Genomic DNA, 25,915 nt, shown 5'->3' with positions numbered 1-25,915 from the left:
TGATTATCGGGACTTATTTGCATTGCGGCTACCTAAAAATGCTTTCAAACCAATGGCCGATTAGAAACACCCTATAATTATGGAATGTGATTAAAATGGTGATATTATTTCTTTTTTACGATACAATAACCACCAATCTGTTGATTATCATAAAGTTACATAGATTAAATAACAAATGAGCAACATATTTATAATATAGTAAAAAATGTTAATAACTCATAATTTTCATTTACCAATCTTGAATGACATTTATCAAAATAGTTTTTCTTCCAATAAGTCCTTCCAAATAATGAAGCCTTTGTCGTCAGAGTAATCATGCACAATACGGCTAAAGTGATCAGGGTTGGTTTCAAGGTATTGCTGCCGCCCTTTTATTCGGATTTGCCCAAGTAGTCCATCTATTCTTTTTATACTAAGTTCAAGCTCATAAGTTGACATTTCAATGTGCCATATATAAGTCGCCTCTTCCGTATCTAATGTTTCCCAAACCAAATGGTACTGATTATTGCCGGAAAGTAAAAACACAAATGAGAAAGGCTCTAATACAAAGCGAAGTTTCAATATTGTTTGTTCATGCTTATTAGAAAGATACTGAAGATGACGGTGGTGTTTATATTGCTTTAGAGCCAGTATGTTTTCCAATAGATCATCCTCGTTTGTATAAATAAATTGTTCACTGCCGCCTTGCACTTGCCCGGCATCCAATAGGTTTTCTTCACCTGCCGGGATACCTTTAATAATTTGTTTATTTAAGAACCGGAACTTTACACTTTCAATGACTTCGCGATTTATTTTATCAAGATCACTGGAGGATGCTGATTTAAACATCAGCCTATTTTGTTGGAATGTAGCCTGTATGTTTACTAACACAGTTGTACTTTTCAGGAATCGAATAAAGTAGGGCTTAAGCACGGTAAACTCAGGCCTGATATTTAAATTCTCTATCTCAAATTCAACTTCCTTGCCGTTAAAGTCAGCAATGATATGTTTAAACGCAATACTGCCAAACCTGAATTCTAATTGTTCAATTGGCACCTCAATTTTCTCTTTGATTTGACCGCTTACTATTTCGCTTTCATCTAATGGACTCGTTAGGTTATGTTGATCAAGCTTTTTGTAATACAGATTTCTCTTTTGAAACAGCCTTTCCAGGTAGCTGATTTTGTGATCACAGTAATCATATATAATTGGTGATATTTCTGATCGTTGTACCCTGCCGATATATTGGATGAGCTTGCCTTCAAAAGCGAACGGGTAAACTAAAAATAAGCATTCTATATTTTGAATATCCGTTCCTTCGCCAAAATACTGGCCTGTTGTAATCAGCACCTGGAAGTCACCTTTATTTATGGCAGCCCATTTAGATTTTTTAGATAAGTCGGAATCTTCGCCACTTAATGCTATGGTATCGTAATTTTGTTTTAAATATTGTTGCAGAGAAGTGATATGCTCTTTCCGTTCTGTGATGATAACAGCTTTTCTACCGGCATTTAGTTGTGATATCACATCATTTAAAATGAGTTGATTCCTCGCTGAATCGTGGATCAAGATCTTAAATAGCGTTTCGAACTTGTCTGTTTTGGTATTAAAAGGTACAAACAGATCGGTATCCCTAATGATAATCTGCGTACCATTTTGATTTTGTACCTCCGGTGCTTTAACCTCATGGATAATTTCTCCCAAATGAATAAATATTAACTTGCCATCGTTATACTTTCTAAATGGTGTAGCGGTAAGGCCGTACATATAGTAGCTATTGAGTTTCCCAATAACACGCTGATAAGTTTCCGCCGGAACATGGTGGCACTCATCAATGATAATGGTGCCAAACGCATTCATCAGCTCTGCATTTTCAGATGTTGCCAGCGCTTTTTCCATGCTTTGGACCATGGCTACAGTAATGTGTTTACCGGGCTTGCTCTTTCCTTGACCAATACGTCCAATATCCTTTTTGGAAATCCCCAGGAAGGATTCTATGCGTTCTATCCATTGGTCTGCCAATTGCTTGCGATGAACTAAAATGAGTGTCGGTTGCTGCTTGTCTTTTATAATAGCCAAACTCAATACCGTTTTACCAGAGCCAGGCGGAGCAACAATAATTCCAAAATCTTTTTTAGTAGCCGCTTGCTGCGCAGGTAATTGATACTCCCTCAATAAAATAGTGCCTTTAAAACTTATTAAGTCTGTTTTCCTTCTTTGATCTTCGAGCACATATTCAATTTGCTGCTCTTTACAAAACCGTAATAACCTACCTATAAATCCACGGGGGATTGAAATAGAATCCGGTGTTTCATTCAATAGTTTAAAGTAGCGTTTTATGCCAAAAGTGTTTTTATTGATATTCTTTTTTACGTGGTATTCATTGTTGAGAAAGTTTAGTTCCTCTTTCAAAAAGCCAACAACTGAAGCAGGTAAGCCTATACGGCTAATATGAATTTCATTGTTCAATACTATTGATAGCTTACTGGCTATGAGCTGTTCTTTTTGAAATAGTCCTGTTGAAAGTTCATCGCGGGCAGTTTGCTCTTTGTAGATGTAATTGAGTTGGCTTATTGTAATCTTGTTAATCGTTTTTAGAAACGCCCACTGGTCATCAAAAGACTGTAAAGTTTCGGGATCGATGAAACAACTATTGCCATTATTTAAACTGGTTTTATTTAAGGGTAAAGCGATGAGGTTGCCTAAGCCTTTTTTTGAATGATAATCTTGATTTGGGAACAACCTGTCAAAACTTGAATTTTTATCAAAAACAGAAATTATACCTGCTTTTTGAAGTAGGGACATCATTATTTTTCTGCTTCTGAATGCTTCATAGGGTTCTTCAAAAAATACCCATACGTGGCCGCCTTTGCCGGAACGAGATCGCTCTAAATATGCGGGCATATCATACTCCTCACAAATTTTGATAAACTTCCTGCATCCATCAATCCAATCTGCTTCATCAAAATCTGCAGCAATGAACCAGGATGTGTTATCTTGTAATAATGGGTAAAGACCTACAACCTGCTCACCTTTGAGATGTTTAATTAAATGGTCATCTGTGAAGGGTTGGTATGTTTTATCTGTGAAGGTTTGAAAAGTGCCACCTTTCATTTGGTGTAGCCTGTATCGGTGAGGGTCAAAACTGTAAGCTGGCATATAGCTACTTTTACCGTTTTTTTCCCACCCTAACGCAAATATATCTTCTCTACCTTTGAATAGGGATTTATACAGATCTAATCGGTCATCTTTCATTCAAAGTAAATATGTTATTCAAACACATCTTATAAAGCATTTAACTATTCTCAATTTTATTTTGAAACCAATGTAGATAGCGTTCTGTCTGAGAAGCCAGATAGTAGGGCAAATTAAGCAAATGATATTTTTTTCCCTCAGGAGTTATTGCTTCTGTAATCAATATTTCCCCGGCGTAGAACCGTACAGCCATTTGATGGGAAACTAAATCCATGTATAAATGCAGGGATTTAAGTTTTCCCTCTGTCCCGGATTTTACTTCAATTGGAATGAGTTTGCCTTCAAAAGGCCAAATAAAGTCCACTTCAGCAGAAGAAGTCGCTTTTTCCCTTACCCAAAAGTTAAGACTACTTAAAGCGTTATATTGTGAAGCCAGCAGTTCTTGTCCAACCAGATGTTCGATCATTGTACCCTGATATACTTTATTTAAATCATTGGTACCTAATATCTCTTTTTGAATACCCGCAAAGTAATTGAGCATGCCAGTATCCAGAATTTGTAATCGTGGTGATTTTTTATGATCTGGTAGCAATGGGAGTTTGGTGTCAGTAGATGGGTAAAGCAACTGTATAAGCAACCCTTTTTCTAAAGTCCGCAGTGCTTCGCTCATATCCCGAGAACGGTAAGAAGAGTTGCCAAAACCTTCAAACTTTATACGTCTCCCAGCTTGTGAAAACGATGCCCGGATAGCATGCCGAATGTATTGTACCTGCGAACTTGTTGCTGCATATTTCTCTACATCATCTATATAAGCTACAATGAGAGATTCGTAAATAGTTTGTAATATAGTTAAATCCTTGTTTAAACTGTAATTATTCACGATTTCGGGCATTCCACCGATCAATGCATAAGTGTGAAAAAGCTGCAACAATTTAGTATGTGTAAATTGCGGGGCTGGCGTGGTTGCTAAATACTCTAACGCAGCACTTTCACCAATGGCATCCAAAAATTCAGGAAATGAGGCAGGTCGCAGCACTTTGTATTCTACCCGTCCAACAGGAAAACTTATGTTTTTGTTAAATAAAGTTTCGAGCATACTACCAGCAGCAATTATTGCTATACCAGGTTCCGACTCATAGAAATAGCGTAAAATATTCAATGCTTCCGGCACCTCTTGTATCTCATCAATAAAAATAAGGGTTTTTCCCTTTTTTGATAGCACTTTATCTTTTATAAAAAAAAGGGTTTGTACTAACACCTCAATGTTATTGAATTGCTCAAACGGTAATCTATCGTTAGCTAATTCCAAATTGAGATAAATGTATTGCTCAAATCGCTTTGCGAATTGATTGATCATAGTCGTCTTTCCAACTTGCCTTGCACCCCTAATTACCAGCGGCTTACGGTCATGTTTATTTAACCATTTTTCTAATTCCGCTACGATACTTCTTTTGAACATGGCACAAAATTAGGGTAAATATTTTAATTTTATGGCACAAAATTAGGGTAACATTAAATTTCATTTGGCACATAATTAGGGTAATTCTTTTAATAAAAAGGCGCTTCTGGACCAAAGTACATCCACCGATCTGGTTGGTGGAGGCTTATACGATGTTACTTATGCTCAGGAGGATAAAACAACCATGGAATATTTTGCAAAATACGGCCGCGATAAAGTGCGTGGTGATCGATTTGTGGGTGCTGGATTTGATGATTAATTTATTCTTTTTTCATAGCTTGGGGGCCGGATTAAGCCTTTAATAAGGCTGGATAATTATTGCTCTTCGGCGTACCCGTGTTTATTAAATGATAAATAAAACTACGCGATACCCCAAGCAATCGTGCAGCTTTTTGAGTATCTAAAAACTCTACATTTTTAAGGGGTTGCATTGCTTGAGCGGACAAAATAATAGGCTGTAGATTTTCCGCTTCAATCTTTTCATTTCTTTGTTTTGCAGCGTTAAACTGTTTATTACACAGCTTGCTGCAAAATCGGGTGACAGTGGTTTTGGCATTGAATGTTTGTTTACAATGCACACATTTTCTTTGGATCGTGAAATTTGAACTCATGTATTTTAAATTTCCACAATTTAATTATCCACATTAACACCCGCCCCAACAAATCATCGCAAAGATATCGGTCGTTGTATCTCCCTTAAATTGTAGTGTTTTGTAACATTTAGTGTCATTTAATGCTGTTTAGTTATCGATAGTTACAACGATTTACATGACACTGAAAAATGAGGAACAAAAGGTACTTTGGGAACCAAAAAAGCAACGAAATTACTTTCTAATAGTAACATAAAGCAAAAATATACCGATTGACTTTATTTGCAACCGCCTGATAACATGGCATTTAAGAAATAAAAGTGTAGATTTTTACTTTCTGTTTTTATTTCATAACTAATCTATAATCAATTAGTTATTTCGACTATTTTCCGATACAGAAAATGAAACTATGTTTAATATCAATCAGTTAGACCACTACAGTTACAAACTAGTAACAAAGAATACATTAAAAGTGAAATTCTCTCAATTTTTCAAATTAAAGGATGCTCATTATAAGCATCCTTCTATTTAGAATGGAACCCGTTTTGGGTTGAAGTTTGTACTTGGTTCTCTTTGTTTGTCTGGTTTGCGGATTTAGTTTTTGCTGCTTCCATGGTGTCCTCCTTTTTTTGATGATTTGTAAATAAAACGTTTTCTATAAAATATTCTTTGACATGCTTGCCTGCCTCGATTGTGTGAAAAACGCCAATTGCCATTATCTCCAATAAAAAAACAAAGTATAAGAACTTTTTCGCTCTCCTCCATAAACGGCCCGAACCACTTTGGGAACCGAATGGATTAGTTAATCCAAATTTAATTATAATCTGTAATAAAGATGGAATAAATTAAATATTGAAATGACGCTTTAATAAGTTAGAAGTTCTACAGGCTATTGGGGCTCGCAGTAATAAAATATCTAGTAATCATCACCAGACTTTTTCAATTTCTTAAGTAATTTTTCCTCAACCTCTCTAATGGACAACACCAGCCGATCCTCATCTTTAGAAAGAGGAATATCTAAATTTGTGATCAGCATTTTTACAACCACGTATTCCTCCAATTTAAAATTGCTACAGGTCGAGAGCCAATCGGTTTTCATGTTCAGTTTGCGAAAAAAACGCTCATCGTCTGCCGAACCAAATTTGGCCAAAATATTACGTGCGGCGTTTAATTCGAAAGGAAAATGCACCATTTTACAATCTGCGATAACGATCACGTGATATTCTTCCGAGACTGCCAGAATATCTATCTGGCCGGGAATACGATCAGGAGATAACAATTTTTCTGGAATCTTAGTACGCCAAATCGACTTATCATTAACCTCGCCTCCTTTAAAGCCATATTGTTCGAAAAGATTTATCGTTGCCTTTTCGAAAGGACCGGAAAAGAAGCGTTCGTATATTTTATTTCCTGCCCTGGAATGCACAAAATCTTCAAGCAGAAAGTTGACTGAATCCCATAATAATGGTATTGACGTTGCAAATACCGATTGAGGATTATAGACACCTATAACGGGCCTGTGGATAATCATTCTTTTGATTTCGTTTGGCGTTCCGTTAATGGCATTATTATGCCAGGTCGGTTCCCAGAAATTGAGCTGATTAGCTAGATTTAGAAAGTTACCAGATTTTTCATTGATTAATAAAGCTTTTTCGGTCAATAGACAAAGGCCAGTAAGTTGCTTACCGGCTACCAAGGAACGTTCTTTACCAATGATTATATAGATCCGGAGTTTACAATATAAGGCTGTCCAAAAATTTGTTTCTGTAAAGGGAATTTCCGAAAGAAAGGTATCACCAAAAAGCCGGTCGCCATTGCGCACTTTCCCCGTCAGAATCTTCTCCACTTTATAAATATTTTCTGGATGAAACCAGAGTTGATCGGTCGCATCTTTTAATACCTTATACTCATTCGGACCTAAACGATTGAAATGATGAATATGAATTGCCAATGATTCAGTAGCGAAAACGCCATCCTCCCGAATTTCCACCTGACCTTCACCAACCAATTTCCATACATTCTTTGCTTGTTCTATTTTTAAAAAAAGCATGGCCATTTTAATTCCTTCGACGATGTCTTTATAAGACCTGCTTCTACCCAAGTTACCTGAATATGTCCCCGTCCATATAAAACTAATCAATACTTTTGATCCTACGAATGCGGTATTGCCCTCATATTTTTCATCTTGCCCGTATAAACCCGAAAAGATTTCGATAAGAACGGGAATACAATACATGGGATCAAGGTGTGAGGCAAGTTCAGTAAGCCTTTTGTAAATAAGCAAACTAAGGCTCTCAAGTTCGCTAATTTCGTCGAAAATAGCGCCGGGGTGAACGTTAATTGAATTTAGAGTCGATGAAAGATCTAAATTATCAGGCTCAAATTGTTTAAGTACCTGATTTGTGATCTTATAAGACTGAGTGTATAGTCTGCCTAACAGAGTCGATGAAGCTTGCCTGTCGATCATTGTGAATCGGTAAAGATTGTTAAATAGTAGAATCTACTAATCAATTATAAAGTTGCTGCGGTCGAAATTACCAATATTTTTCGTATCGAATTACACGTAAACAAAAGATGCATCTATTAGGTTTCAGACGGAGTTTATACGTCTAGCAGTTGTAACAATTTTACCTCTTACACAATTTGAAACGTGACTTCCTCATTCCTTGGTTATTGAATTAATTAAAAAAACAACGGATGTGATTACCTAAAAAAGAATAGCGCAGATAAAATTCTTGTTAGCTACTTTATTTAAATATTAATCTGAAAGTGAATGACAATTATTTTAAAATAGCGGCTAATATACTGTTACTGCTTTCGTGTTAAATCATTGAAAAATCTGATAATAACATTTACATATTACCTAGATCGATTTATCGAAAATTTGTCACCTCTTAACTGCTATCAAAACAGCCAATATTATTATCATCAGTGCGCCATAAAAATATAAGAAGATCTCTGCAAATAGGCTTTTAAACCATGAGTTACGACCTCTGTTGAAAGCTTTTGCATTCATGTCGAAATCTATTTCATCCTCTTTTAAATTACGAACCTTGTCATATAAAGATCTGTATTGCCGTTCTTGGCTTAAATAATATCCGTCAAGCATCCAAAATGCGAATGTTGATATATAGGTAATAACGATAAAATTTTTGTCCGACTCTTTTGCAGCGAAAGCAAATAAAGCTGCTATCAATGTAACAGACCATCCTTTTATTAGAAAGGAATTAACGTTCATTCTTGTTATAACTAATTGGATAAAATCTAAATGCTTTAATTTTTTCTCTATGTTTATCTCGCTAGCCATGCTCCTAATGTTATATATTTTCTAGATCCTTTGTTATCGGCTGGAAAAAACACATAATATCCTTCTGAAATATAATCGCCATCCGTATTTTTATCTCTTCCATCCTCATATTCTATGGATGGATAAATTTGCATGTATTCACTACCTGAATAAGTGGAGTAGTCATTCTTTATAGGGAATAATGCGATGTTATCAATATACTTAAGGCTATCGCCGTATCCTAGTTCCCAATTACACCACTTTGATGCGATGGCACCTTCTGTAGCCAAAAAAATAAATTTTTTGTTTTCCTTTATTTTCTTTTTAATTCTAAGTGCTGTTATTCCACTTGTGGATTTTGGCATGCCTTCATCAAGCCAATCAACATAAACGTTGACTCTGAATCTTTTTAATAAATTAATTGCGCTGTCAAGGTTTTCAGCCTCATCATGTTTATGAGAAAGGAAAATGGTGACTTTATCTTGCTTACTCTCACTTCTAAAAGAATTAAGGCTCTCATTAACACTAAGATTCGTTGGTCTAACTGTATTCCTAAATTGCCTCAGTTGGGATTGGAGTATAATTGCCATCTTTTTAGCGTTTTACTGGCATTGAATTATTTAGCCAACCTGAATAAGACACCCAAATATCTGATGCTTCATGAACGTAAAAACTCGATAGTGTTTTAGTCACATAAGGATATAGACCTAAAAATTCCGCGCCTTTGTACTCCTCTCCACTTTGCGATGTTTCGAATATAGGCGCAATCGAAACTTTCCCGTCGATTCCATCAAAATAACCTAATTCCCATTGAGCCCATTTTGAAAGTACACTATTTACAGAAAATGCATAAATCAGAGATTTACATTGCTTCATACGATTTCTTATTACTGTTGCAGTATAAGATGTTACATTTTCTCTTGTTAAATGATTGTCATCAATCCAATCAACATATACAGAAAAGCCTGCATCTTGAAGATCCTGCCGTAAAGTATCTACATCTTCTGCATCTAAAAATGAATGGGAAAGAAATATGTCATATTTATTTAAATAAGAAAAACTCTTGCTCGATTCATTTAAATTGACAATGCTTTTTAACCTAGAATTTAATCCATGCTTCTGTGAGGACCTGTTTTTGAAATCTTGTTTATTTAATAATGACATTGTGAAATTATATTTATGATTTAAGTTTTTTAATATATAAATTTAAATTTTCAATACATATAATTAAATCAGAAAATAAGCCTAACCCATATTAATGACCTCTCAGCAAGAAAATTTCATAAAAGATTATTTAAAACATTTACTTACTGGAGATGCTGCAGTTTTTGCGGGTGCGGGGCTTTCTGTAGGAGCCGGCTATGTTGATTGGCGCGGCCTCTTAAAAGATATAGCCCGTGAAATTGATCTTGAGGTAGACCGTGAAACGGATTTAATCTCACTTGCACAATTTCATGTTAACGAAAGAGGCGGTAGAGGTGGCTTAAACCAAAAAATCATTGAAGAGTTTAAAGAAAAAGCCGAATTAAGTGATAATCATAAAATTTTAGCTCGCTTACCGGTACATACCTATTGGACGACCAATTATGATTCTTTAATTGAGGATGCCTTGATAGCGGCAAATAAGCGAGTTGATATCAAATATCAGTCGTCTCAACTTCCGTATTCGATGCTGAAACAAGATGCTATTGTCTTTAAGATGCATGGCGATGCAAATCATCCCAATGAGGCAACTTTGACTAAAGACGACTACGAACAATATTATAAAAAAAACGAGCCATTCATCACCTCCCTCAGCGCTGACTTAATTTCTAAAACTTTTTTATTTGTTGGGTTCAGTTTCACTGACCCTAATTTAGACTATATACTTAGCCGTGTAAAGTTGTCTTTGAACAATAATACTCGACCACATTATTGCATAATTCGTAAAACGAACCGCAAGGATTTTAAAAATGACGCAGACTTTGACTACGCTGTACGAAGGCAGGGATTTATGATATCGGATTTGAAGAGATTTCAAATTCAATCAGTCATTGTAGAAGACTATTCAGAGATTACTCACCTTTTTCGTGAAATTGAATTACGTTATAAGCGGACAGCAGTATTTATATCCGGCAGTGCGGCAACATATTCTCCTTACTCCAGCGACGAGGCAATATCATTTATACATAATTTGGCTAAAGAAATAATCAAACAAAAACTCACTGTAGTAAGCGGTTTTGGACTAGGTATTGGCAGTGCTGTTATTAATGGATCTTTAGACGCTATTTATACAAGTCCTAATAAATATTCAGAAGATCAACTAATACTCCGTCCATTTCCTCAGATTAAAACAAGCTCAAAGGAGTTGCCAGAATTATGGGATGAATATAGAAAAAAGATGCTATCATTTGCAGGAATCGCATTGTTTGTATTTGGAAATAAGGAAGATTCGGCGAACTCAAAGATTATAAATGCTAATGGTGTTCAGGAAGAGTTCGAGCTTGCTACTCAATATAATATTTTGCCAATACCTATAGGCGCAACTGGCTATATCGCTAAAAATATTTGGCTTTCAGTTATGAAAAACTTCGACAAATATTATAGTGATTTTAGCGGTATACGCGATTTATTGGATTTATTAAATGACGACAGAAAGCCCTTAATTGAACATATTCCAACAGTGATTCAGATACTTAAAAATATAAACAAATAACCTGAGCCTTTAGATTATGACATTTACAGATTATCAAATACAAGCTACTCAAACACAACAAACGTATAATTCGGAAGATAAAACTAATTTTTTTCTAGGCTATCTCGGGCTTGCAGGAGAAGCTGGCTCTGTTTTAACAACATTAAAAAAACTACTACGAGACGGCGAAGGTTTTGGAACATTTAAAGATAGATTGAGTGAAGAATTAGGAGACGTATTGTGGTATGTTTCATCAATCGCCTCTCACTACAATATAAACCTGGAAGATATCGCTCAACTCAATCTTATGAAAACCCAGGATCGATTTCTTGAAACGTCCCTCGAAAGCATTCCCCGTTTTGATGAAAGCTACCCGGAAAAATTCCCTGATGAATTTGTAGTTATATTTAAAGAAGATTTTGGGCCTAACGATTTACTTACAGTAAGCATGGAGTGGCAAACAGGCGAAGGAGAGCTTCAGCCATTAGGAGACCCCTTAACTGATAATTCTCGCTTCCCTAACAATTATAGATATCATGACGTGTTTCATTTAGGACATGTAGCTTTTCTTGGTTGGTCGCCAGTGATACGGGACCTAATGAAACTAAAACGTAAAAGCGATATAGAAACTCTTGATGGAGAAGATCGAGGGAGACCTCAAGTCGCAGAAGAAGCGGTAACCCTATTTGTCTATAACTATGCCCGTGGAAACAAAATGCTTAAAGAAAGCGATCGACTAGACACGGAGTTGTTAAATACAGTAAAACAATTAGTTTATGATTTAGAAGTATCTAAAGTCACTGCTTTTCAGTGGGAAACTGCCATTGTTCAGTCTTATAAAGTTTACCACCTTATACTTGAAAACCGTGGTGGAAAAGTCTTAGTGTCCCCGAAAAATCGAAAACTTGAGTATCTTGGATAAATGACAACTCACTACACAAAAAAAATAGCACCACGACGCTCTACTGTCTATGATTCTTATTGGCTTTTTGCTGCAGAAAGATTCAAGATCTTCGAAAGACGCTTGAGCGACCCATTAGGACCTTGGACGAAAAATAAAGTGATTTCGGATCATAGATTTACCAATGTTTTTCGAGCATCTGACCGCGTAAGTCAGTATTTAATTAACATTCAATATCAAGGTGATCAAATTGCTGACGTTTTTTTTAAAACGCTGCTTTTCAAGCTTTTTAACAAAATTGAAACGTATCAATATTTACTTAAGGAAACAAATGAATTAAGTTATCGTGCGTTCGATTTTTCAACTTATGATAACCTTCTTACTCGTAAACTTTTAGAAGGTAAAACAATCTATTCAGCAGCATATATTATTCCTTCTGCTGGAAGTGCATTTGGTTATAAATTCAAGCATTCTAATCATTTGGCGCTTCTTAATAAAATGATGGATGATCGAGCTTATGAAAAAATACAACAGGCTAAATCATTACAAGACGTTTATAAAATTTTACTTACATATCCGTCTTTAGGCACTTTTTTAGCATTCCAATTTGCAATTGATTTGAATTATAGCGACATAATTAATTTTTCCGAAAATGATTTTGTAGTTGCGGGGCCGGGTGCAAAAAATGGTATTACTAAATGCTTTACATCCCTTGGGGACTACAACTTTGAAGATGTTATTAGGCTAATGGTTGATGATCAGCAAAGGGAATGTGAGAGGCTGGGTTTAGATACCCCTAATCTTTGGGATCGTCCACTACAATTAATAGATTGTCAAAATTTATTTTGTGAAACGGATAAGTATTTACGGGTAACAAATCCAGAGCATAATCAATCGGGAAGAACCAGAATTAAGCAAAAATTTAGAAAATCAACATTACCAATTACTCTTTTCTTCCCGCCTAAATGGAATTTAAACGAAAAAATTGATTTATCATGTCAGAAGAAAACAAACGCCGTCATCTTTTCATAAGCCATCATCATCAAGATGATGCAGAAGTAACTAAATTGACTAATATGCTGAGTAGCAAGGGCTATGACATAAGGAATAGTTCAGTAAGAATGAAGCCCGAAAATCAGCGTCGAGTTGAAGAAAAAAGGGTGAGTGATACTGTAATTGAAAGAATCCTACGGATGAAGATATCTTGGGCTAGCACCGTGGTGGTTCTGATCGGAAAAGATACCCATACCCGCAATTGGGTAAATTGGGAAATTGACAAAGCACATCAACAAGGTAAAAGGATAGTAGGCGTATTTGTGCGAGGTGGTACAGAAGCTGACATTCCCCCTAGTTTGGAAAAATACGGATCAGCCATAGTAGGATGGAACACAGACAGTATTATCTCAGCAATCGATGGTCAAAATAATTTCCAAACCCCGGATGGAAATTCGCGATCAGCGGTAAATGTTGGCGGCTCTTTAAATTGTTAACAAATGGTAAATGTATTTATTTATGTTGTAGATCGCGACCTTGGTTTTGCCCCCAATCCTTTTCACGGTTATTGCACATTAGCTACTTGCAAACCACGTATTAGAAATAGTGCTAAGATAAATGACTGGATAATTGGAGTAGGTGGCAGCAGACTAAAAGCAGCGGGAAGATGTATTTTTGCAATGAAGGTCACTAACAAAATTACATTCAATGAGTACTGGAATAATGATGAATACAAGGATAAAAAGCCAGTGCGAAATGGCAGTAAAACAATGTTATTAGGTGATAATATTTATTGGCACGATGAAGTAAATGATGTTTGGCATCAAGCACACTCTCATCATAGTCATCCTGATGGATCCTTAAATCAATACAACAAAGACCGCGATACGCAATCGAAAAATGTATTATTGTCTCGTCATTTTTATTATTTCGGAAGTAATGCTCCCGAAATACCAAATGAAATTTTAACAAATATGGGGTATCAAAATGGAATCGGTCACCGGCGCTTTAGTTCGCAACAAGCGGAACCACTAATCAAATGGTTGGAGGAAGAATTTTACAATTCTTTAAACTTGATAATATCTGACCCTTTTGATTTTGATAAAAGTGAAGTTCATTATTCCGTTAAAACTAATAAGATGACGGCTTCTTAGACACTTTCGATAATATTTCCATAGGTAACTATGGGATGATAGTTTTCCGGATTGCGCTTATTCTACTAGCTAATTGAACTATTGTTCAATTAGTTTTTTAACCTTCATTACCGTCCTGGATGACACTCCAACAACCTTGCTTATTTCTCTGATAGTTAAGCCTTTTCCTAACGACTTACGTATTTGTAAAGAAGTGGACTTATTGAGAAAATCGTTTATACTTTCTGTTGTACCCTGTTTACGGCCTAACCTCCCGCCTTTTTGCAAATAAACGAATCGCCCAACAGTGGTACGTTCTCTAATATTTGCTAGCTCCATTTCATAAAGAGAAGACATTACTGATGAAATCATCTTCCAAATTGGATTTTTCACCCCGTTTGGTCGGCTTTGCAGCCCTATATTCTTCACTATAACATTAATCCCGTTAGCGTCCAACCAATCCAGAACATTGATTACATCCCCTGTATTTCTACCAAGTCTCGAAAATTCTTCAACAACTAAATCAGTCACCTTTTTCTCGTTGACTAAGGTAACAATTTGAGCACCTTTGGGTCTATCTCTAAAACTAATGGTTCCCGAAACCTTGTCTAGTAGAACTAAATCATACTTATCAGTATCGGTCTCAAAACGATCTCCCGATTGCCCTATGGTGCTTACACGATTGTATTTTACTTTCATTTTTGTGTTACTTTTTATCTGTGATTAAATCTAACACAAGAATATGATTCTAAGAACGGGTGAGTGCATCTTTTCTTGCCAATCTTGTGTTAGTTTAAATCATAATTTAAACTAACACAAGATTAATGACGTTTATAATGGGGTTTAATTCTTTACCCTTGAAAAGGCAACTCTAAAGCCTTTTTATAAAACCGGTTAAATTGATCAATTTTGGTACGCTTGAGTTCGGTTAACTCCAACGAAGTATTTTGACTTGCTTCCTTGGTTGGATATATTATTAAACAGTCAATCACTTTTAATCGAATGTCTAAATCATAGCTACTTAATATTTCCAAAATACCTTCATCTCTAGAATACCCACTCAGCTGCCTAATATCATCGGCAACATATTGATCATCGTAGTATGGCTTATATTTTGCATCAATTACCATTAGATTGCGCTCACTAACTAATAGGAAATCCGTAGCGCCATAAAATCCCTTGGCTTGGAACTTAATTTGCTTGCCATATTCTTGTTTTCTAAGATTTGACAATACGTATAACTCATATAGTTTACTCATATCAATCCAAAATGGCGGTACTGAAACATCCTTTTTATCAGAATGAACGGAATTTATATTGAACCCATAGCGTTCAAAAATCATTCTGGCTAAATGTAACGCCTGTTTGTAATCTTTAAAAAATGCGCTCACTTTAAAGTTACGCAAATTGGTTTCCTTGGTGACATCACCAACATCTTCGAAAGCAGGAGAAACGTAATCAAGCAACTTTTGAAACGCTGGTTTATGTTCTTTTAAAGAATTGTTATTTAGATATTTAATCGAAAATTGTAAAGCCTTTTTTAATACACGGTTTTCAGCTCCGTCGATACTAAAATTATTGAATCGACAATAGTTTTTTAACAACTGGTTTTTAAAAGTATTCTGTTTTAGTTGCTTGGCAACTAAAATTTTTCCTTTAACTCTATTAGAAAGATTTGCTTCTAGTGGATCATGCGTTTTTTTAAGACCTTTTTTTACTAAACCTTTCAATACACTTAAAAATTGAAATACTAACAATGGTGTAAGTAAATCAAGTTTTGATGAAATTGTAATTTGAGGTTCATCAAGTTTCATTTCGAAAATATCGGGCACGTATGCTGCGACATCTGGATTCCTAAAGCCTTCAAAAAGCATTTTAAAGTAATCTGTATTCTTTGCTTTATCATTTAACTTAGGTTCGATATATACTGCAAGTCTGCCTTTTTCAAGCCAATCAGTCCCGATAAAAAACGAGCTTTGCAATGTTCGATGGCCAGCCCAGTTTTGATTTAACAAAACACAAAATTTTTCCCGGTTACCCTTGAAATAAATGTTATTCCATTCTTTTAAATTGAAACCCTGGTCATACTTATCCAACGAAAGTCCATGTGGATATCCGGCATGCTCACTTAAAGGTGAGCCACTAAGTAAGGGAGTCATACATCTCTTTGATTTTGCTCTCAGGTAATGCAGTTAGTATTCCGTCTCTAACATATTCTTTAAGTATCGGCAACAAATCGTAGGTTAACTTCAACCCAAGAGTTGTGTCGTTATTCGTCAAATAGTAACTGTGGCCCGGTAATACGTCATTGGCGTCAAATTCGCTGCTTAAATAAACAGAATCCTTACCTGCATCATCGATAAATAGGCTTCTAATTTTCTCAAATAGCTTTTTTGCTTTCGGATAGGTGATTACTGATTCGTCTGGACGAACGTCAGCGAACGCAAATCTACGACGGATTGCATAATCTAAATGCCCTACCGACCTATCAGCAGTATTCATTGTTCCAATAATGTATAGGTTTGAAGGAATCGTAATCGCGTCTTGTCCTGTTGGCAGCTCATAAATGCTTTTCACTGGGATATCACGATACTCTAATGCATAAATCAGTTCACCTAATACAGCAGGCAAATTAGCCCTATTAATTTCGTCAATGATGTAAAGAAATGGCTTCTGCTTCGCTTGCTCTAAAGGCTTTGATGGCTCAATTTCTCCTGAATCTATTATAAATCTCTTAAATAACTCTAATACCTTTAACCAATAAGTGCTATTACTTTTTGCAGACAGTGTTAAAGTATCAAGTTTCCTGATTTCATCAAGTGATTGTACATTTTTCAGCGACATTTCGATGATATCTTTGTTCGGTACACCGCCATCAATTTGCCAAGATTCTCCACGGTATCGAATTGTATCATTATTGATTCGATCTATAAAAGCAGCATCAGTCAATTGGATATTACCTGTGTTGGCTAATTTTTCACTGAGATCGAGTCTGAATTTATCTAGCATAGTCTTCGTCCACTCTTCTTTTGTGTAAGCTATTGCTGATTTTTTACTATCTGTAAGGTTCTGATTTGCTCTATCCGCAAATTTTGCAAAAGAACGGTCCTCTGCTTGATATGTGACAGTTTCGCCATTAGGTTTTGCAGATATACCTCTTATAAAATCTTCATAGGAATATGCAGGATGAAATTGCACAAAAGCATACTGATCTGAATCAGTCAACTTAAGCAATTCTGCTTTTCGTAATTCTTTATCGGTACTCATGTGTTGCCCAAAAATCATTTGATAAGCAATTTCCTGTGCAGCAAAAGTCTTTCCCGTACCCGGGGCACCCTGCAATATAAGTTGAGGTTTAATTGATAATAAATCTATGTAGGTGCCTATTTTTTCCATTGCCTGGGATAAGTGTTTTTTAGCTTTAAAGATTAATTCGTATATAGGAAGCTGTCTTTTTAAATCATTAAGAACTGTTGTAAAATCCTCTTCTTTTAGTTCATAAATTTCGCCACTGCCTTGGATCGGCAACGTCTTTCCAAATAAGATAAAATTTCCGTAAGAAGGACTTTTTATTTCAGCTTCGCTTCCTCTTACAAATTTATAATCCGGTAACAGCCTTGTTATTTCTTCTCTATGAGTTAAAAAAGCTCTTGTAAAGGGTTTGATGTAATCAACCGGACTCATCTCATTCTGAAATTGAACATATTGAGCACTAAACCCAAGTCCGTAATAAATCTTCGTGGGGTCGAACGATATATGATATTGCAATTCTGTCCCACCTCCGCTGTTAATAGCCCAATTTTCGTCATCATGACGATTTCCAAGTAAGTGTCGGTCGGAGATGCGGGAAGCTGCTTTTAAGTCCTTTCGTAAATATTGAAAGCGATTTATGAATTCATTGCCTATGCGATTATCTATCTCAATCGCAAGATCAGTTATAGTCTCGAAAGTCATGATAAAGTTTAAAAAGTCACCGAAGGTATGAAAACCGCATGAAAAATCTAATGATAACATATGTTATATAAGTTATCCATGGTCGACAATTGATCTTGCATTTATAGAATTGAAAACACATATACATGCATATGCGATAAAAATTAACATCAATGATTTTTTTGCATTGATGATTAATAAGCCTCTAAAAAACGAACTTGAGCAGTTTATAATTAATAAGGTGCGCGAAAAACGTATAGGGGCGAAGCTATCTCAAAAGCAGCTTTCCGAAGAGTTAAACATCACTTTAGGCTTTATAGGGCACGTTGAAAGCCCCAAAAACCGGGCAAAGTATAATATTAATCACCTAAATAAACTGGCAAAAATTTTCAACTGCGCTATCAAAGATTTTTTGCCCGATCCTTACATCGAAACCTTTGATGATCCTCAACAGCTTAATAAACTTTAAAGCTATATTGTCGATTTCATGCCTGTTACACCTGTAAATTATTTATAAAGCTTAGCAGCTATCGTATTCACGCATTTTTACTGTGGTATGAAAAAATAAAATTTTACAGCTAACACATATACAGGTATATGTTTTGTTTATTAATTTTAAAACATGAAACATATACTAACTTTACCTCTTATCGCTATGATAGTAACCTCGTGCGATTTTGCAGATAGCATTAAGCATTCTGTTAAACACAATCCTAAAGACCTAGATAAAACCTTTACAGGTTTCTACGTACACGTAATTGTAAAAAGCATTGAAGGACATAAACCCACTCTTTCCGACACTGCCGATTTAAAATCAGATTTACTTACAATAACTAAAGGTGTAGAACCTAATACATATAACGTAGGAGGTGAGGTATACACCGTTGAGAATGATAATACGCTGATTCATACCATTGACGGTATTGATGAGCCAAACAGAGTAAACATAGATGAAAATACTGGGCTGTTAAATCAATATTGGGATCCAGCAACAGGAAAGGGCATTAAATATTTTAAACTTAAATAACTATAGTTTATTAATGAAAGCTGCACTTTACTTTTCGATTTTCACAACATTATGCTTAAGCCTGTTAATATCATTGGCGATAGCATCTTTATTTGCTAACGTTGCTTCCAATACCGGAGATAGCCTGACAGCTATCATGAGCCTTATTCCTCTTCTTGTAATATCAATACTGTTTTGGATTGGTTTCAAAAGAAAAACAAAAAAGCTGCTGATAGTTAATATCATTTACTTTGTAACACCGCCTTTGTTGATGTTTATAATTCCTTCATATTATTCCGTTGATTTTATTTTATTGCATTTTTGCATCGCTTTGATCTATTTAGCGATTATAATTGGCAACTATAGCAAGAAGCTGTCTTAAAAGCAAAATCCTGCCTTATAACCGAATGTCTTTAATACACAATAGTTAAAATCGTGCAATTAAAAAAATGGTTATAAGGCAGGATTTAAGGCTTATTTACTGTTAAACTTCTACATCTTAACAGAGCAAGTAAGGCGCAGCCGGTAATAGGTAATCAGCCAAATCGAAACCTTGTTTTTTTTCTTGTATCGTAAGAGCTTTTTCCAAAAGATCACATACACTTACATCGGCAATCGATTTCAACTCTTCTGCTCTTACTACCCAATTTTCATAGGCATCACCATCTGGAAATAACAACACCTTCCGGCCTTTCAAAGCTTTACAAAACTTAACGTTAAGGTTGTTTATACTACCTACCGATACCCAAACGCAATCAGGGTCGTAAATGCTACTGATGATTGCGTTCTTTTCGCTTTCAACTACACAAACAGTTTTTAAAGGATTTTCAGAAAGCAGATGTTCTCCGAACAAGCATTGTTCAAGGTTAAAATCATTAAGATTTAAGTGTCTATGCATCCAGTAGATGTGATCGGATGATTCTTTAATCCGTTTTCCTGTTGCCTCATCATATTGCATAATTTTGCCCGTCCGTATTTTGCCTACTTGATCAATTTGCCAAAAAATAGTTGAGCCACCCCAACGATAAGACGTACCGATCTTATAACGTTCTAATGCAGAATCTACAAGCGAGGCAGGAAAAAGCGCATTTAAGAACTTCACGAAACTATTTTTTTCATAACGTCGCAGACTCGAACCCAAATGCTGTTGTTGGATATAAGAAGGTGTGTTATTAACCGGTTTAGAGATTCGCTGATTGACTATCGGATTATAACCAAGATGTTTTCCTAAAGCTTGAAAATATTGTAATGGCCTGTAATGATAACCACAGCTATTGATTCGATCACACATACCTACATCATCTGCGATATATTCACCTATCCAGTTATCAGTATAACGTGTAAATCTGTTTTTATGCCCACATTGAGGGCACTCATATTTTTTTGATCGACCAAGTGTTGCTTTAAGGCTAAATCTGTATCTCATATAAAAATTTTTATTTTTTGGTTCATTTAGTACACCTCCTTCATTAAAGCGGGTATACTAAATGAACTTAATGAAGTAAATGAAGTGTCTTTATTAATTTATTTTATTCGGCGAAGGTGCGTGTCTATCTTTGGTAAAAACAACCATACCACTTGATTTACGCTCAATCGTAAAACCTAATTTTCTTAAGTTGTCGCTGAAGTTTCTTTTGGCAAATTTACGGTAGCCACATTCTTGGCAGTAATTAACGTAATCACTATACAATGTTTGAAGAGCCATAAAATCATTGATTTCGGGTTTATACTCTTCCTCTTCGATAAACAAGGCCACATTATCGCTTTTCTTTTTATACTCATCAAGTAATTGCATGGCCATTACACTCTCGGTAAATTTTTTCTGTTGGAGAACGCGTTCCAGCCCGCTCAACACCCAGTTAAACACTCCCGACAGTTCTTTATCAATTATTTTTTTTGATAAGTCAGGATCGGCTTCCTCTTCTGAAATTGTAACTGTAAATGGTAAAATAGCGAACCTTCTGAAATAAGCATGCGTTTGTTCTGGTGCAACAGGTAATTGGTTACAGTTAAAGATAAACTTTGCGTAATCAGTCAGGCTAAAAGGATTACCATATAACTTTCGAGCTTCTGTAGGTTCTCCTGAAGCTAGTTGTTTGAATACCGTCCCATCAACTTTATTGCTAATTTCAGAAGCATAGTTCAGCAATTTATTCGCTAATCCGGCACGGTACGAACCTTGCGAGTCCGTCAATTTTTCTAATGAATAATTTGTAACATTGTGGCTTCCCAAAAGTGCTGAAATCACTTCAAACACTACCGATTTTCCATTTGATCCGCTACCGTACAATAACAGCACTTTTTGGATATTTAAATTTGACCTTTTGATAAACAGGTAGCCTAAGTATTCAGCAAGCAGTTTCTGACAATCTTCATCCGGTAAAACCCTATTTATAAAACTATTAAAGAGCGAGGCTTCAGCATTAGGGTCATACCTAAATGGGAGTTGATAGGTGATAAAATCATCGCGGTCGAACGGCCGTAAAATTGGACTACCTAAACCAATTTCAAATGTGCCATTCAATACATTGATTGCACTAATACCTTTTTTGGGTTCAGGATTAGGGAGATTAGCTGAAGCTAGAAATTGTTTAAATAGCTCATCCTGGAATTTAAAGTACCGCGAATCATAAGGGTCGGCACCTAATTTTTCGGCAGCTTTTCCCAAAAACACCTTTAAATCTCCATCATTGATACTTTCCCAGTATTGGGTATTATAAGCAAAAAAAGCACCTTGATTATTACACAGCCCCCAATTATTGGCCTTTGCAGTTTCCATTATTTGTTCTATTGTACAAACTACATAATGCTTGCGTGCAAGGTTAGCCTTATCATCACGTAGATTTACCGCAGAACGAAAGTCTATAGGTTGTAATTCTTTCAACAGCTTTGCCAATACACTATCTTTTTTGAGCGCCCTGATTTCCTTAACATGTTCATCGGTTCTTCCAATAACTTCTTTAGGCGCTTGCATGTTCTCGGGTTTGTTATTAATGCCCAATTCTTTTATTTCATTAAATGGTGCAGCAATTGCTGCACCCTCATTTTCGTTGATTAAATTCATTTGTTAGTTGACTTAAATGCTTCTATTACTGACCGGGGTTCAAAGAATACTTTATGGCCTTGTTTGATAAATGGCAATTTGCCCATAGTGCGCAAACGGCGACTTTTACGATCGCTTATATTAAGTAAGCCACAAAGCTCTTTAACGGTTAAAAGCCGTCGCTTTTCAATAACTGTTTTTGGGAGTAGATTTGATTGTCGATGATGAGCAATACCCTTTAGTTGAAACATACTCTGTTTTATGCTCCCGGCATGTAAAACATATCCATCAGTTGTTTGGCACTTATGCGCGCAAACTTGCCTTTCAGCACTTTTTGAGTGCTTATTTAATGTAATTCTAATAATCATGATTTTAGTTGCTTAAATGGTTAAGTTCCTTTTCAGACATTATCCGGTGGCCATTTAACCATTGATCAATGTCGCTTTTCTTAAACCAAATTTTTCCGCCCGTTGGGCAATACTTTGGTATCGCATTTCGATGCGATAATTTATATGCAAAACTCTTAGAAACCCCGAGATAAGTGCATAGCTCAGCCAGGGTCAGAAAACGATCTGTTTCCGCCATTTTTTTGGATTTTTTTAATAAAAAATTTGTTTGCTGAGTTGGGTTGTGTAGAGTTGAGTGTTTCGGCAAATAGGCCGTCCTGCTTTCCACCCATACTAGAGGTTATGGTCGTTGGTTCCGTAACTAACTTTGAGGCTCCTCTAGGTACCTCCTCATTAGCTTACTTCGCCACGGGATTACAGGTTATTTTAAAGAACGTTTTTGCCGTGATGGCAAGAGACAAAATTATCGTGGAAACTATATTCAAAAAAATTTATTTGAAAATAAAGTTGAGGCTTTATTTTTTAGTACGGATAAAATTACAGGTCAAAGTCAAGCACTTTCACAGCTTGGTTTTTGCGTCGGTCAATTACCTTACCGTAAATCTGCGTGGTTTTAAGCTCTCTATGCCCTAATAACTTCGATACGGTATAAATATCAATATCTTTAGTTAACAGAAGCGTAGCGAAGGTGTGGCGTGCGCAATGGAAGGTAATATGCTTTTTGATACCAGCCGACATTACCCACTGAGCCAGTTTAACGTTGTTCCACGCGCTATACCTTAGTCCCTTGAAAACCTTTTGATCATCTGCCATCCTCTCGCCGAGTTGAGCAATTGCATTATTGTTTAAATCAGCAGTTTCCGCATGCCTAGTCTTTTCCTGCCTATAACGAATGAAGGTTCGATCTCCGGTAGACTGAATATCACCCCACTTAAGGTTAACAACATCCGACCACCTCAGCCCGCAAAATACGCTGAAGAAAAAGGCTTGTTTAAGTAAAGGAAAAGAACATGGAGTTTTCAATAATTGCATTACCTCTTCTTCCGTGAGGAACTCGCGTTTTGTATCTTCGGGCTTTAGCCCTTTAACACGAGATGCAATCTTAACATCTACCAATTTTTCATCGAAAGCAGCATTAAAAGCAGCCTTAACCTTATTAAAGTAGGAAGATGCCGCGTTTCGGGATAACGTTTGGTTGGATTTGGTCCGATACTTTTCACTAATGAATTTCCTGATTGCTACCAAATCTGTTTCCGACATTTCAATCAACTTTTTGGGCCGATTTCCGAAATACTGTTTTAGAACTTTATAGGTACTATCCCAATTGGCGAAGGTCCCGTCAGATCGACGACGCTCTTTGGTCAGTTTCGCAAAATAGTCCAGAAATGAAATTTCGGTCTGCTTACTACCAAACTTACTGTAGTTTGAGTTTATAAGTTCAGCTTCGGTATTTAGGCGAATTTTTTCGGCAAGCCGCTTTACATCCGCATTATGGATTTTTTCAGCTTCGGTTTTAGGCTTTATGGTAGTATAGAGCTTAAGGGATTTAGAAATTCTTTTACCTTCATGATAGATATCCAAGTTCCAACTATATCTACCGGTGTTTGTTAATTTTTGTCGTAGTGTTACACTCATCGTTTTTCTGATATTTTATAATCACAAAATTATCATCAATGAATGAAATGAAAAAATTTATTTTCAAATAAATATTTGATTTACAGATACTTATGAAATAAAATGCAAATAAAAATAATGAAATGAAAAGGAATGAAAAGCTATGAAACGGGTAATTGCGACTGTTTTTGTTTCAAATTTGTAACTTGATCAATCGTTTTACAAATTTGAAACAAACCTGGGCGAAATAAATGAAAAGCGAGGAAGATGGATAAACAATAACTTATTGTAAATCAACACAAAATGAAAAGAAATACAAAGGTATGATAGCCGTCCTATTTACCGATACAAAACTTACTAAAAATATTCTCCAGCAAATCATCAGTAGTAACCACCCCTGTAATCTCACCAAGATAATGTAATCCCTGCTTAATATCCATCGACAAAAAATCAGATGTGATATTGCCATCTATACCACCCAACACTCTTACAAGTGCTTCTTCGGTTTTTTGCAGGGCTTCGAGGTGACGTATATTGGTTACCAGCGTTTCATCACCGCTGAGCTGGTCTTTTACTGCCGATGAGTAAATTTTATGCTTAAGCTCATCAATATGGCGTTTTTCTTTGGCCGAGATAATGATTGCCCTATCGGTATGCGGCAGAGCCGACAATTGTTCTGGATTAAGAAGGTCCGCTTTATTCGCTACCACAAGCATAGTAACTCCAGGTTTCTGCAGGCTTTCTATGTCTTTATTCAGCTCTTCAATGGTAATTTCTGTCGCATCAAAAACATAAACCAACAGGGCCGACTGGCTGATTTTCTCCATGGTGCGTTGTACGCCTATCTGTTCAATGGCATCGGTAGCTTCACGGATCCCGGCGGTATCTATCAGCCTGAAATTAATACCCTGAATATTTAGCACTTCCTCAATGGTATCCCTTGTAGTACCGGGAATATGGCTCACTATGGCACGTTCTTCATTAAGCAACGCGTTTAGCAAGGTAGATTTACCAGCATTTGGCCGACCGGCTATTACGGTGTTTACACCATTTTTAATTGCATTCCCTAACTCGAAAGATTGGATTAACCGACCTACGATCTTCGTAATTTCGAGAATGAGTTTTTTCAGCTGGTCACGATTGGCAAACTCAACATCTTCTTCAGCAAAATCAAGCTCAAGCTCAATGAGTGATGCAAAATTTACCAATTGCTCGCGCAAGGCTTGTAACTGTGTGCTAAAACCTCCACGGAGCTGCTGCAATGCCACTTGTTGTGATGCTTTGGAGTTGGATGCTATTAGATCGGCTACGGCTTCGGCCTGGCTTAGATCGAGCTGACCGTTCAGGAATGCCCTTAGCGTAAATTCCCCGGGTTTGGCTGAACGAGCACCTTTTTTGATGAACAGTTTGATGATACTTTCAATAATATAACCCGAAGCATGACAAGAGATTTCCACCACGTTTTCGCGGGTGTATGACCGCGGACCAACAAACAGCGATACCAGCACCTCGTCCAAAATCAATTCGCCATCGGCAATGCTTCCAAAGTGGATAGTATGTGATGCTTGTTTGCTCAGGTCTTTCCCTTTAAAAACGCTATTGGCAATGGTTATGGCATCCGGGCCCGAAAGGCGGATCACAGCTATGGCGCCCACCCCGTTTGGTGTGGCAAGGGCCACTATGGTATCGGTATTATCTGTCATTTGAATCATTCATTGGGTCATTGAGTCATTAGGTCATTGGTATAGCCAACTGTTCGCAA

At 36.3% G+C, this 25,915-nt stretch carries 24 protein-coding genes; 8 read left to right on the top strand and 16 right to left on the bottom strand.

Features of this window, described 5'->3' with window-relative positions:
- Positions 1-252: 252 nt before the first annotated feature.
- The 7 genes from BMX50_RS33575 to BMX50_RS33540 form a co-directional block, all read right to left on the bottom strand.
- The gene (locus BMX50_RS33575) at positions 253-3,234 is read right to left on the bottom strand and encodes a DEAD/DEAH box helicase (protein WP_244281166.1); all 2,982 of its coding nucleotides are present in this window, start codon (positions 3,232-3,234) and stop codon (positions 253-255) included.
- 40 nt (positions 3,235-3,274) lie between these two features.
- Positions 3,275-4,633: an ATP-binding protein gene (locus BMX50_RS33570; protein WP_091222489.1), complete on the bottom strand. Its 1,359-nt coding sequence runs from the start codon at positions 4,631-4,633 to the stop codon at positions 3,275-3,277.
- 290 nt (positions 4,634-4,923) lie between these two features.
- Positions 4,924-5,244: a helix-turn-helix transcriptional regulator gene (locus tag BMX50_RS33565; protein WP_091222485.1), complete on the bottom strand. Its 321-nt coding sequence runs from the start codon at positions 5,242-5,244 to the stop codon at positions 4,924-4,926.
- 895 nt (positions 5,245-6,139) lie between these two features.
- Positions 6,140-7,690, bottom strand: a complete 1,551-nt coding sequence (locus tag BMX50_RS33555) for a hypothetical protein (protein WP_091222478.1) — start codon at positions 7,688-7,690, stop codon at positions 6,140-6,142.
- 420 nt (positions 7,691-8,110) lie between these two features.
- Positions 8,111-8,530: a hypothetical protein gene (locus tag BMX50_RS33550; RefSeq protein ID WP_208864857.1), complete on the bottom strand. Its 420-nt coding sequence runs from the start codon at positions 8,528-8,530 to the stop codon at positions 8,111-8,113.
- Entirely contained in the window at positions 8,515-9,099 is a 585-nt protein-coding gene (locus BMX50_RS33545; RefSeq protein WP_091222474.1) for a hypothetical protein, read from the bottom strand. The genes BMX50_RS33550 and BMX50_RS33545 overlap by 16 nt, the downstream gene beginning before the upstream one ends.
- Positions 9,100-9,103: 4 nt before the next feature.
- Positions 9,104-9,673, bottom strand: coding sequence for a toll/interleukin-1 receptor domain-containing protein (locus BMX50_RS33540; RefSeq protein WP_091222470.1), 570 nt, complete (start codon positions 9,671-9,673; stop codon positions 9,104-9,106).
- A 94-nt stretch (positions 9,674-9,767) separates the two neighbouring features.
- On the opposite strand from BMX50_RS33540, the gene BMX50_RS33535 reads away from it, so the two are divergent.
- The 5 genes from BMX50_RS33535 to BMX50_RS33515 are packed head-to-tail and all read left to right on the top strand — an operon-like array spanning position 9,768 to position 14,231.
- Entirely contained in the window at positions 9,768-11,204 is a 1,437-nt protein-coding gene (locus BMX50_RS33535; RefSeq protein ID WP_091222467.1) for an SIR2 family protein, read from the top strand.
- A 16-nt stretch (positions 11,205-11,220) separates the two neighbouring features.
- Positions 11,221-12,105, top strand: a complete 885-nt coding sequence (locus BMX50_RS33530) for a nucleoside triphosphate pyrophosphohydrolase family protein (protein WP_091222463.1) — start codon at positions 11,221-11,223, stop codon at positions 12,103-12,105.
- Positions 12,106-13,116, top strand: a complete 1,011-nt coding sequence (locus BMX50_RS33525; protein WP_091222458.1) for a nucleotide kinase domain-containing protein — start codon at positions 12,106-12,108, stop codon at positions 13,114-13,116.
- The gene (locus BMX50_RS33520; RefSeq protein WP_091222454.1) at positions 13,080-13,574 is read left to right on the top strand and encodes a TIR domain-containing protein; all 495 of its coding nucleotides are present in this window, start codon (positions 13,080-13,082) and stop codon (positions 13,572-13,574) included. The genes BMX50_RS33525 and BMX50_RS33520 overlap by 37 nt, the downstream gene beginning before the upstream one ends.
- Positions 13,575-13,577: 3 nt before the next feature.
- Complete coding sequence (locus BMX50_RS33515; protein WP_091222451.1) at positions 13,578-14,231, top strand: Nmad2 family putative nucleotide modification protein; 654 nt, start codon at positions 13,578-13,580, stop codon at positions 14,229-14,231.
- 78 nt (positions 14,232-14,309) lie between these two features.
- Here the strand turns inward: BMX50_RS33515 and BMX50_RS33510 are convergent, their stop codons facing one another.
- The 3 genes from BMX50_RS33510 to BMX50_RS33500 form a co-directional block, all read right to left on the bottom strand.
- Entirely contained in the window at positions 14,310-14,909 is a 600-nt protein-coding gene (locus tag BMX50_RS33510) for a recombinase family protein (RefSeq protein ID WP_091222448.1), read from the bottom strand.
- A gap of 152 nt (positions 14,910-15,061) precedes the next feature.
- A complete protein-coding gene (locus tag BMX50_RS33505; RefSeq protein WP_091222445.1) occupies positions 15,062-16,369 on the bottom strand; it encodes a 5-methylcytosine restriction system specificity protein McrC in 1,308 nt (435 codons plus the stop codon).
- Positions 16,353-18,224 carry an McrB family protein gene (locus BMX50_RS33500; RefSeq protein ID WP_091222441.1) on the bottom strand — a complete coding sequence of 624 codons (1,872 nt, stop codon included), beginning with the start codon at positions 18,222-18,224 and terminating at the stop codon, positions 16,353-16,355. The genes BMX50_RS33505 and BMX50_RS33500 overlap by 17 nt, the downstream gene beginning before the upstream one ends.
- A 109-nt stretch (positions 18,225-18,333) precedes the next feature.
- Here BMX50_RS33500 and BMX50_RS33495 point away from each other — a divergent pair, with 109 nt between their 5' ends.
- The 3 genes from BMX50_RS33495 to BMX50_RS33485 all read left to right on the top strand — a co-directional run bounded on the left by BMX50_RS33495 (position 18,334) and on the right by BMX50_RS33485 (position 19,531).
- Entirely contained in the window at positions 18,334-18,612 is a 279-nt protein-coding gene (locus BMX50_RS33495) for a helix-turn-helix transcriptional regulator (RefSeq protein WP_143065331.1), read from the top strand.
- A gap of 153 nt (positions 18,613-18,765) precedes the next feature.
- The gene (locus BMX50_RS33490) at positions 18,766-19,170 is read left to right on the top strand and encodes a hypothetical protein (RefSeq protein ID WP_143065330.1); all 405 of its coding nucleotides are present in this window, start codon (positions 18,766-18,768) and stop codon (positions 19,168-19,170) included.
- A 13-nt stretch (positions 19,171-19,183) separates the two neighbouring features.
- On the top strand, positions 19,184-19,531 hold the full coding sequence (locus BMX50_RS33485) for an LPXTG cell wall anchor domain-containing protein (RefSeq protein WP_091222435.1): 348 nt from the start codon (positions 19,184-19,186) through the stop codon (positions 19,529-19,531).
- 117 nt (positions 19,532-19,648) lie between these two features.
- Here the strand turns inward: BMX50_RS33485 and BMX50_RS33480 are convergent, their stop codons facing one another.
- The 6 genes from BMX50_RS33480 to mnmE form a co-directional block, all read right to left on the bottom strand.
- A complete protein-coding gene (locus BMX50_RS33480; RefSeq protein ID WP_143065329.1) occupies positions 19,649-20,575 on the bottom strand; it encodes a DUF6371 domain-containing protein in 927 nt (308 codons plus the stop codon).
- Positions 20,576-20,668: 93 nt separating this feature from the next.
- A complete protein-coding gene (locus BMX50_RS33475) occupies positions 20,669-22,213 on the bottom strand; it encodes a DNA primase family protein (RefSeq protein WP_208864856.1) in 1,545 nt (514 codons plus the stop codon).
- On the bottom strand, positions 22,210-22,560 hold the full coding sequence (locus tag BMX50_RS33470) for a helix-turn-helix domain-containing protein (RefSeq protein WP_091222426.1): 351 nt from the start codon (positions 22,558-22,560) through the stop codon (positions 22,210-22,212). The genes BMX50_RS33475 and BMX50_RS33470 overlap by 4 nt, the downstream gene beginning before the upstream one ends.
- 4 nt (positions 22,561-22,564) lie before the next feature.
- The gene (locus tag BMX50_RS33465) at positions 22,565-22,777 is read right to left on the bottom strand and encodes a helix-turn-helix transcriptional regulator (RefSeq protein ID WP_091222423.1); all 213 of its coding nucleotides are present in this window, start codon (positions 22,775-22,777) and stop codon (positions 22,565-22,567) included.
- A gap of 299 nt (positions 22,778-23,076) precedes the next feature.
- Complete coding sequence (locus BMX50_RS33460) at positions 23,077-24,174, bottom strand: tyrosine-type recombinase/integrase (protein ID WP_091222419.1); 1,098 nt, start codon at positions 24,172-24,174, stop codon at positions 23,077-23,079.
- 314 nt (positions 24,175-24,488) lie between these two features.
- On the bottom strand, positions 24,489-25,856 hold the full coding sequence (gene mnmE / locus BMX50_RS33455) for a tRNA uridine-5-carboxymethylaminomethyl(34) synthesis GTPase MnmE (protein ID WP_091222415.1): 1,368 nt from the start codon (positions 25,854-25,856) through the stop codon (positions 24,489-24,491).
- Between the last annotated feature and the right edge of the window lie 59 nt (positions 25,857-25,915).

Source organism: Mucilaginibacter gossypiicola, assembly GCF_900110105.1.
Lineage (GTDB): Bacteria > Bacteroidota > Bacteroidia > Sphingobacteriales > Sphingobacteriaceae > Mucilaginibacter > Mucilaginibacter gossypiicola.
The sequence above is the reverse complement of the archived record's forward strand: the minus strand, read 5'-3'. Positions and strand labels throughout refer to the sequence as shown.

What these genes read in the sequence shown, in the direction of transcription:
- BMX50_RS33575 (WP_244281166.1), bottom strand. Translation starts at nt 3,234, where the DNA reads ATGAAAGATGACCGATTAGATCTGTATAAATCCCTATTCAAAGGTAGA.
- BMX50_RS33570 (WP_091222489.1), bottom strand. Translation starts at nt 4,633, where the DNA reads ATGTTCAAAAGAAGTATCGTAGCGGAATTAGAAAAATGGTTAAATAAA.
- BMX50_RS33565 (WP_091222485.1), bottom strand. Translation starts at nt 5,244, where the DNA reads ATGAGTTCAAATTTCACGATCCAAAGAAAATGTGTGCATTGTAAACAA.
- BMX50_RS33555 (WP_091222478.1), bottom strand. Translation starts at nt 7,690, where the DNA reads ATGATCGACAGGCAAGCTTCATCGACTCTGTTAGGCAGACTATACACT.
- BMX50_RS33550 (WP_208864857.1), bottom strand. Translation starts at nt 8,530, where the DNA reads ATGGCTAGCGAGATAAACATAGAGAAAAAATTAAAGCATTTAGATTTT.
- BMX50_RS33545 (WP_091222474.1), bottom strand. Translation starts at nt 9,099, where the DNA reads ATGGCAATTATACTCCAATCCCAACTGAGGCAATTTAGGAATACAGTT.
- BMX50_RS33540 (WP_091222470.1), bottom strand. Translation starts at nt 9,673, where the DNA reads ATGTCATTATTAAATAAACAAGATTTCAAAAACAGGTCCTCACAGAAG.
- BMX50_RS33535 (WP_091222467.1), top strand. Translation starts at nt 9,768, where the DNA reads ATGACCTCTCAGCAAGAAAATTTCATAAAAGATTATTTAAAACATTTA.
- BMX50_RS33530 (WP_091222463.1), top strand. Translation starts at nt 11,221, where the DNA reads ATGACATTTACAGATTATCAAATACAAGCTACTCAAACACAACAAACG.
- BMX50_RS33525 (WP_091222458.1), top strand. Translation starts at nt 12,106, where the DNA reads ATGACAACTCACTACACAAAAAAAATAGCACCACGACGCTCTACTGTC.
- BMX50_RS33520 (WP_091222454.1), top strand. Translation starts at nt 13,080, where the DNA reads ATGTCAGAAGAAAACAAACGCCGTCATCTTTTCATAAGCCATCATCAT.
- BMX50_RS33515 (WP_091222451.1), top strand. Translation starts at nt 13,578, where the DNA reads ATGGTAAATGTATTTATTTATGTTGTAGATCGCGACCTTGGTTTTGCC.
- BMX50_RS33510 (WP_091222448.1), bottom strand. Translation starts at nt 14,909, where the DNA reads ATGAAAGTAAAATACAATCGTGTAAGCACCATAGGGCAATCGGGAGAT.
- BMX50_RS33505 (WP_091222445.1), bottom strand. Translation starts at nt 16,369, where the DNA reads ATGACTCCCTTACTTAGTGGCTCACCTTTAAGTGAGCATGCCGGATAT.
- BMX50_RS33500 (WP_091222441.1), bottom strand. Translation starts at nt 18,224, where the DNA reads ATGTTATCATTAGATTTTTCATGCGGTTTTCATACCTTCGGTGACTTT.
- BMX50_RS33495 (WP_143065331.1), top strand. Translation starts at nt 18,334, where the DNA reads ATGATTAATAAGCCTCTAAAAAACGAACTTGAGCAGTTTATAATTAAT.
- BMX50_RS33490 (WP_143065330.1), top strand. Translation starts at nt 18,766, where the DNA reads ATGAAACATATACTAACTTTACCTCTTATCGCTATGATAGTAACCTCG.
- BMX50_RS33485 (WP_091222435.1), top strand. Translation starts at nt 19,184, where the DNA reads ATGAAAGCTGCACTTTACTTTTCGATTTTCACAACATTATGCTTAAGC.
- BMX50_RS33480 (WP_143065329.1), bottom strand. Translation starts at nt 20,575, where the DNA reads ATGAGATACAGATTTAGCCTTAAAGCAACACTTGGTCGATCAAAAAAA.
- BMX50_RS33475 (WP_208864856.1), bottom strand. Translation starts at nt 22,213, where the DNA reads ATGAATTTAATCAACGAAAATGAGGGTGCAGCAATTGCTGCACCATTT.
- BMX50_RS33470 (WP_091222426.1), bottom strand. Translation starts at nt 22,560, where the DNA reads ATGATTATTAGAATTACATTAAATAAGCACTCAAAAAGTGCTGAAAGG.
- BMX50_RS33465 (WP_091222423.1), bottom strand. Translation starts at nt 22,777, where the DNA reads ATGGCGGAAACAGATCGTTTTCTGACCCTGGCTGAGCTATGCACTTAT.
- BMX50_RS33460 (WP_091222419.1), bottom strand. Translation starts at nt 24,174, where the DNA reads ATGAGTGTAACACTACGACAAAAATTAACAAACACCGGTAGATATAGT.
- mnmE (WP_091222415.1), bottom strand. Translation starts at nt 25,856, where the DNA reads ATGACAGATAATACCGATACCATAGTGGCCCTTGCCACACCAAACGGG.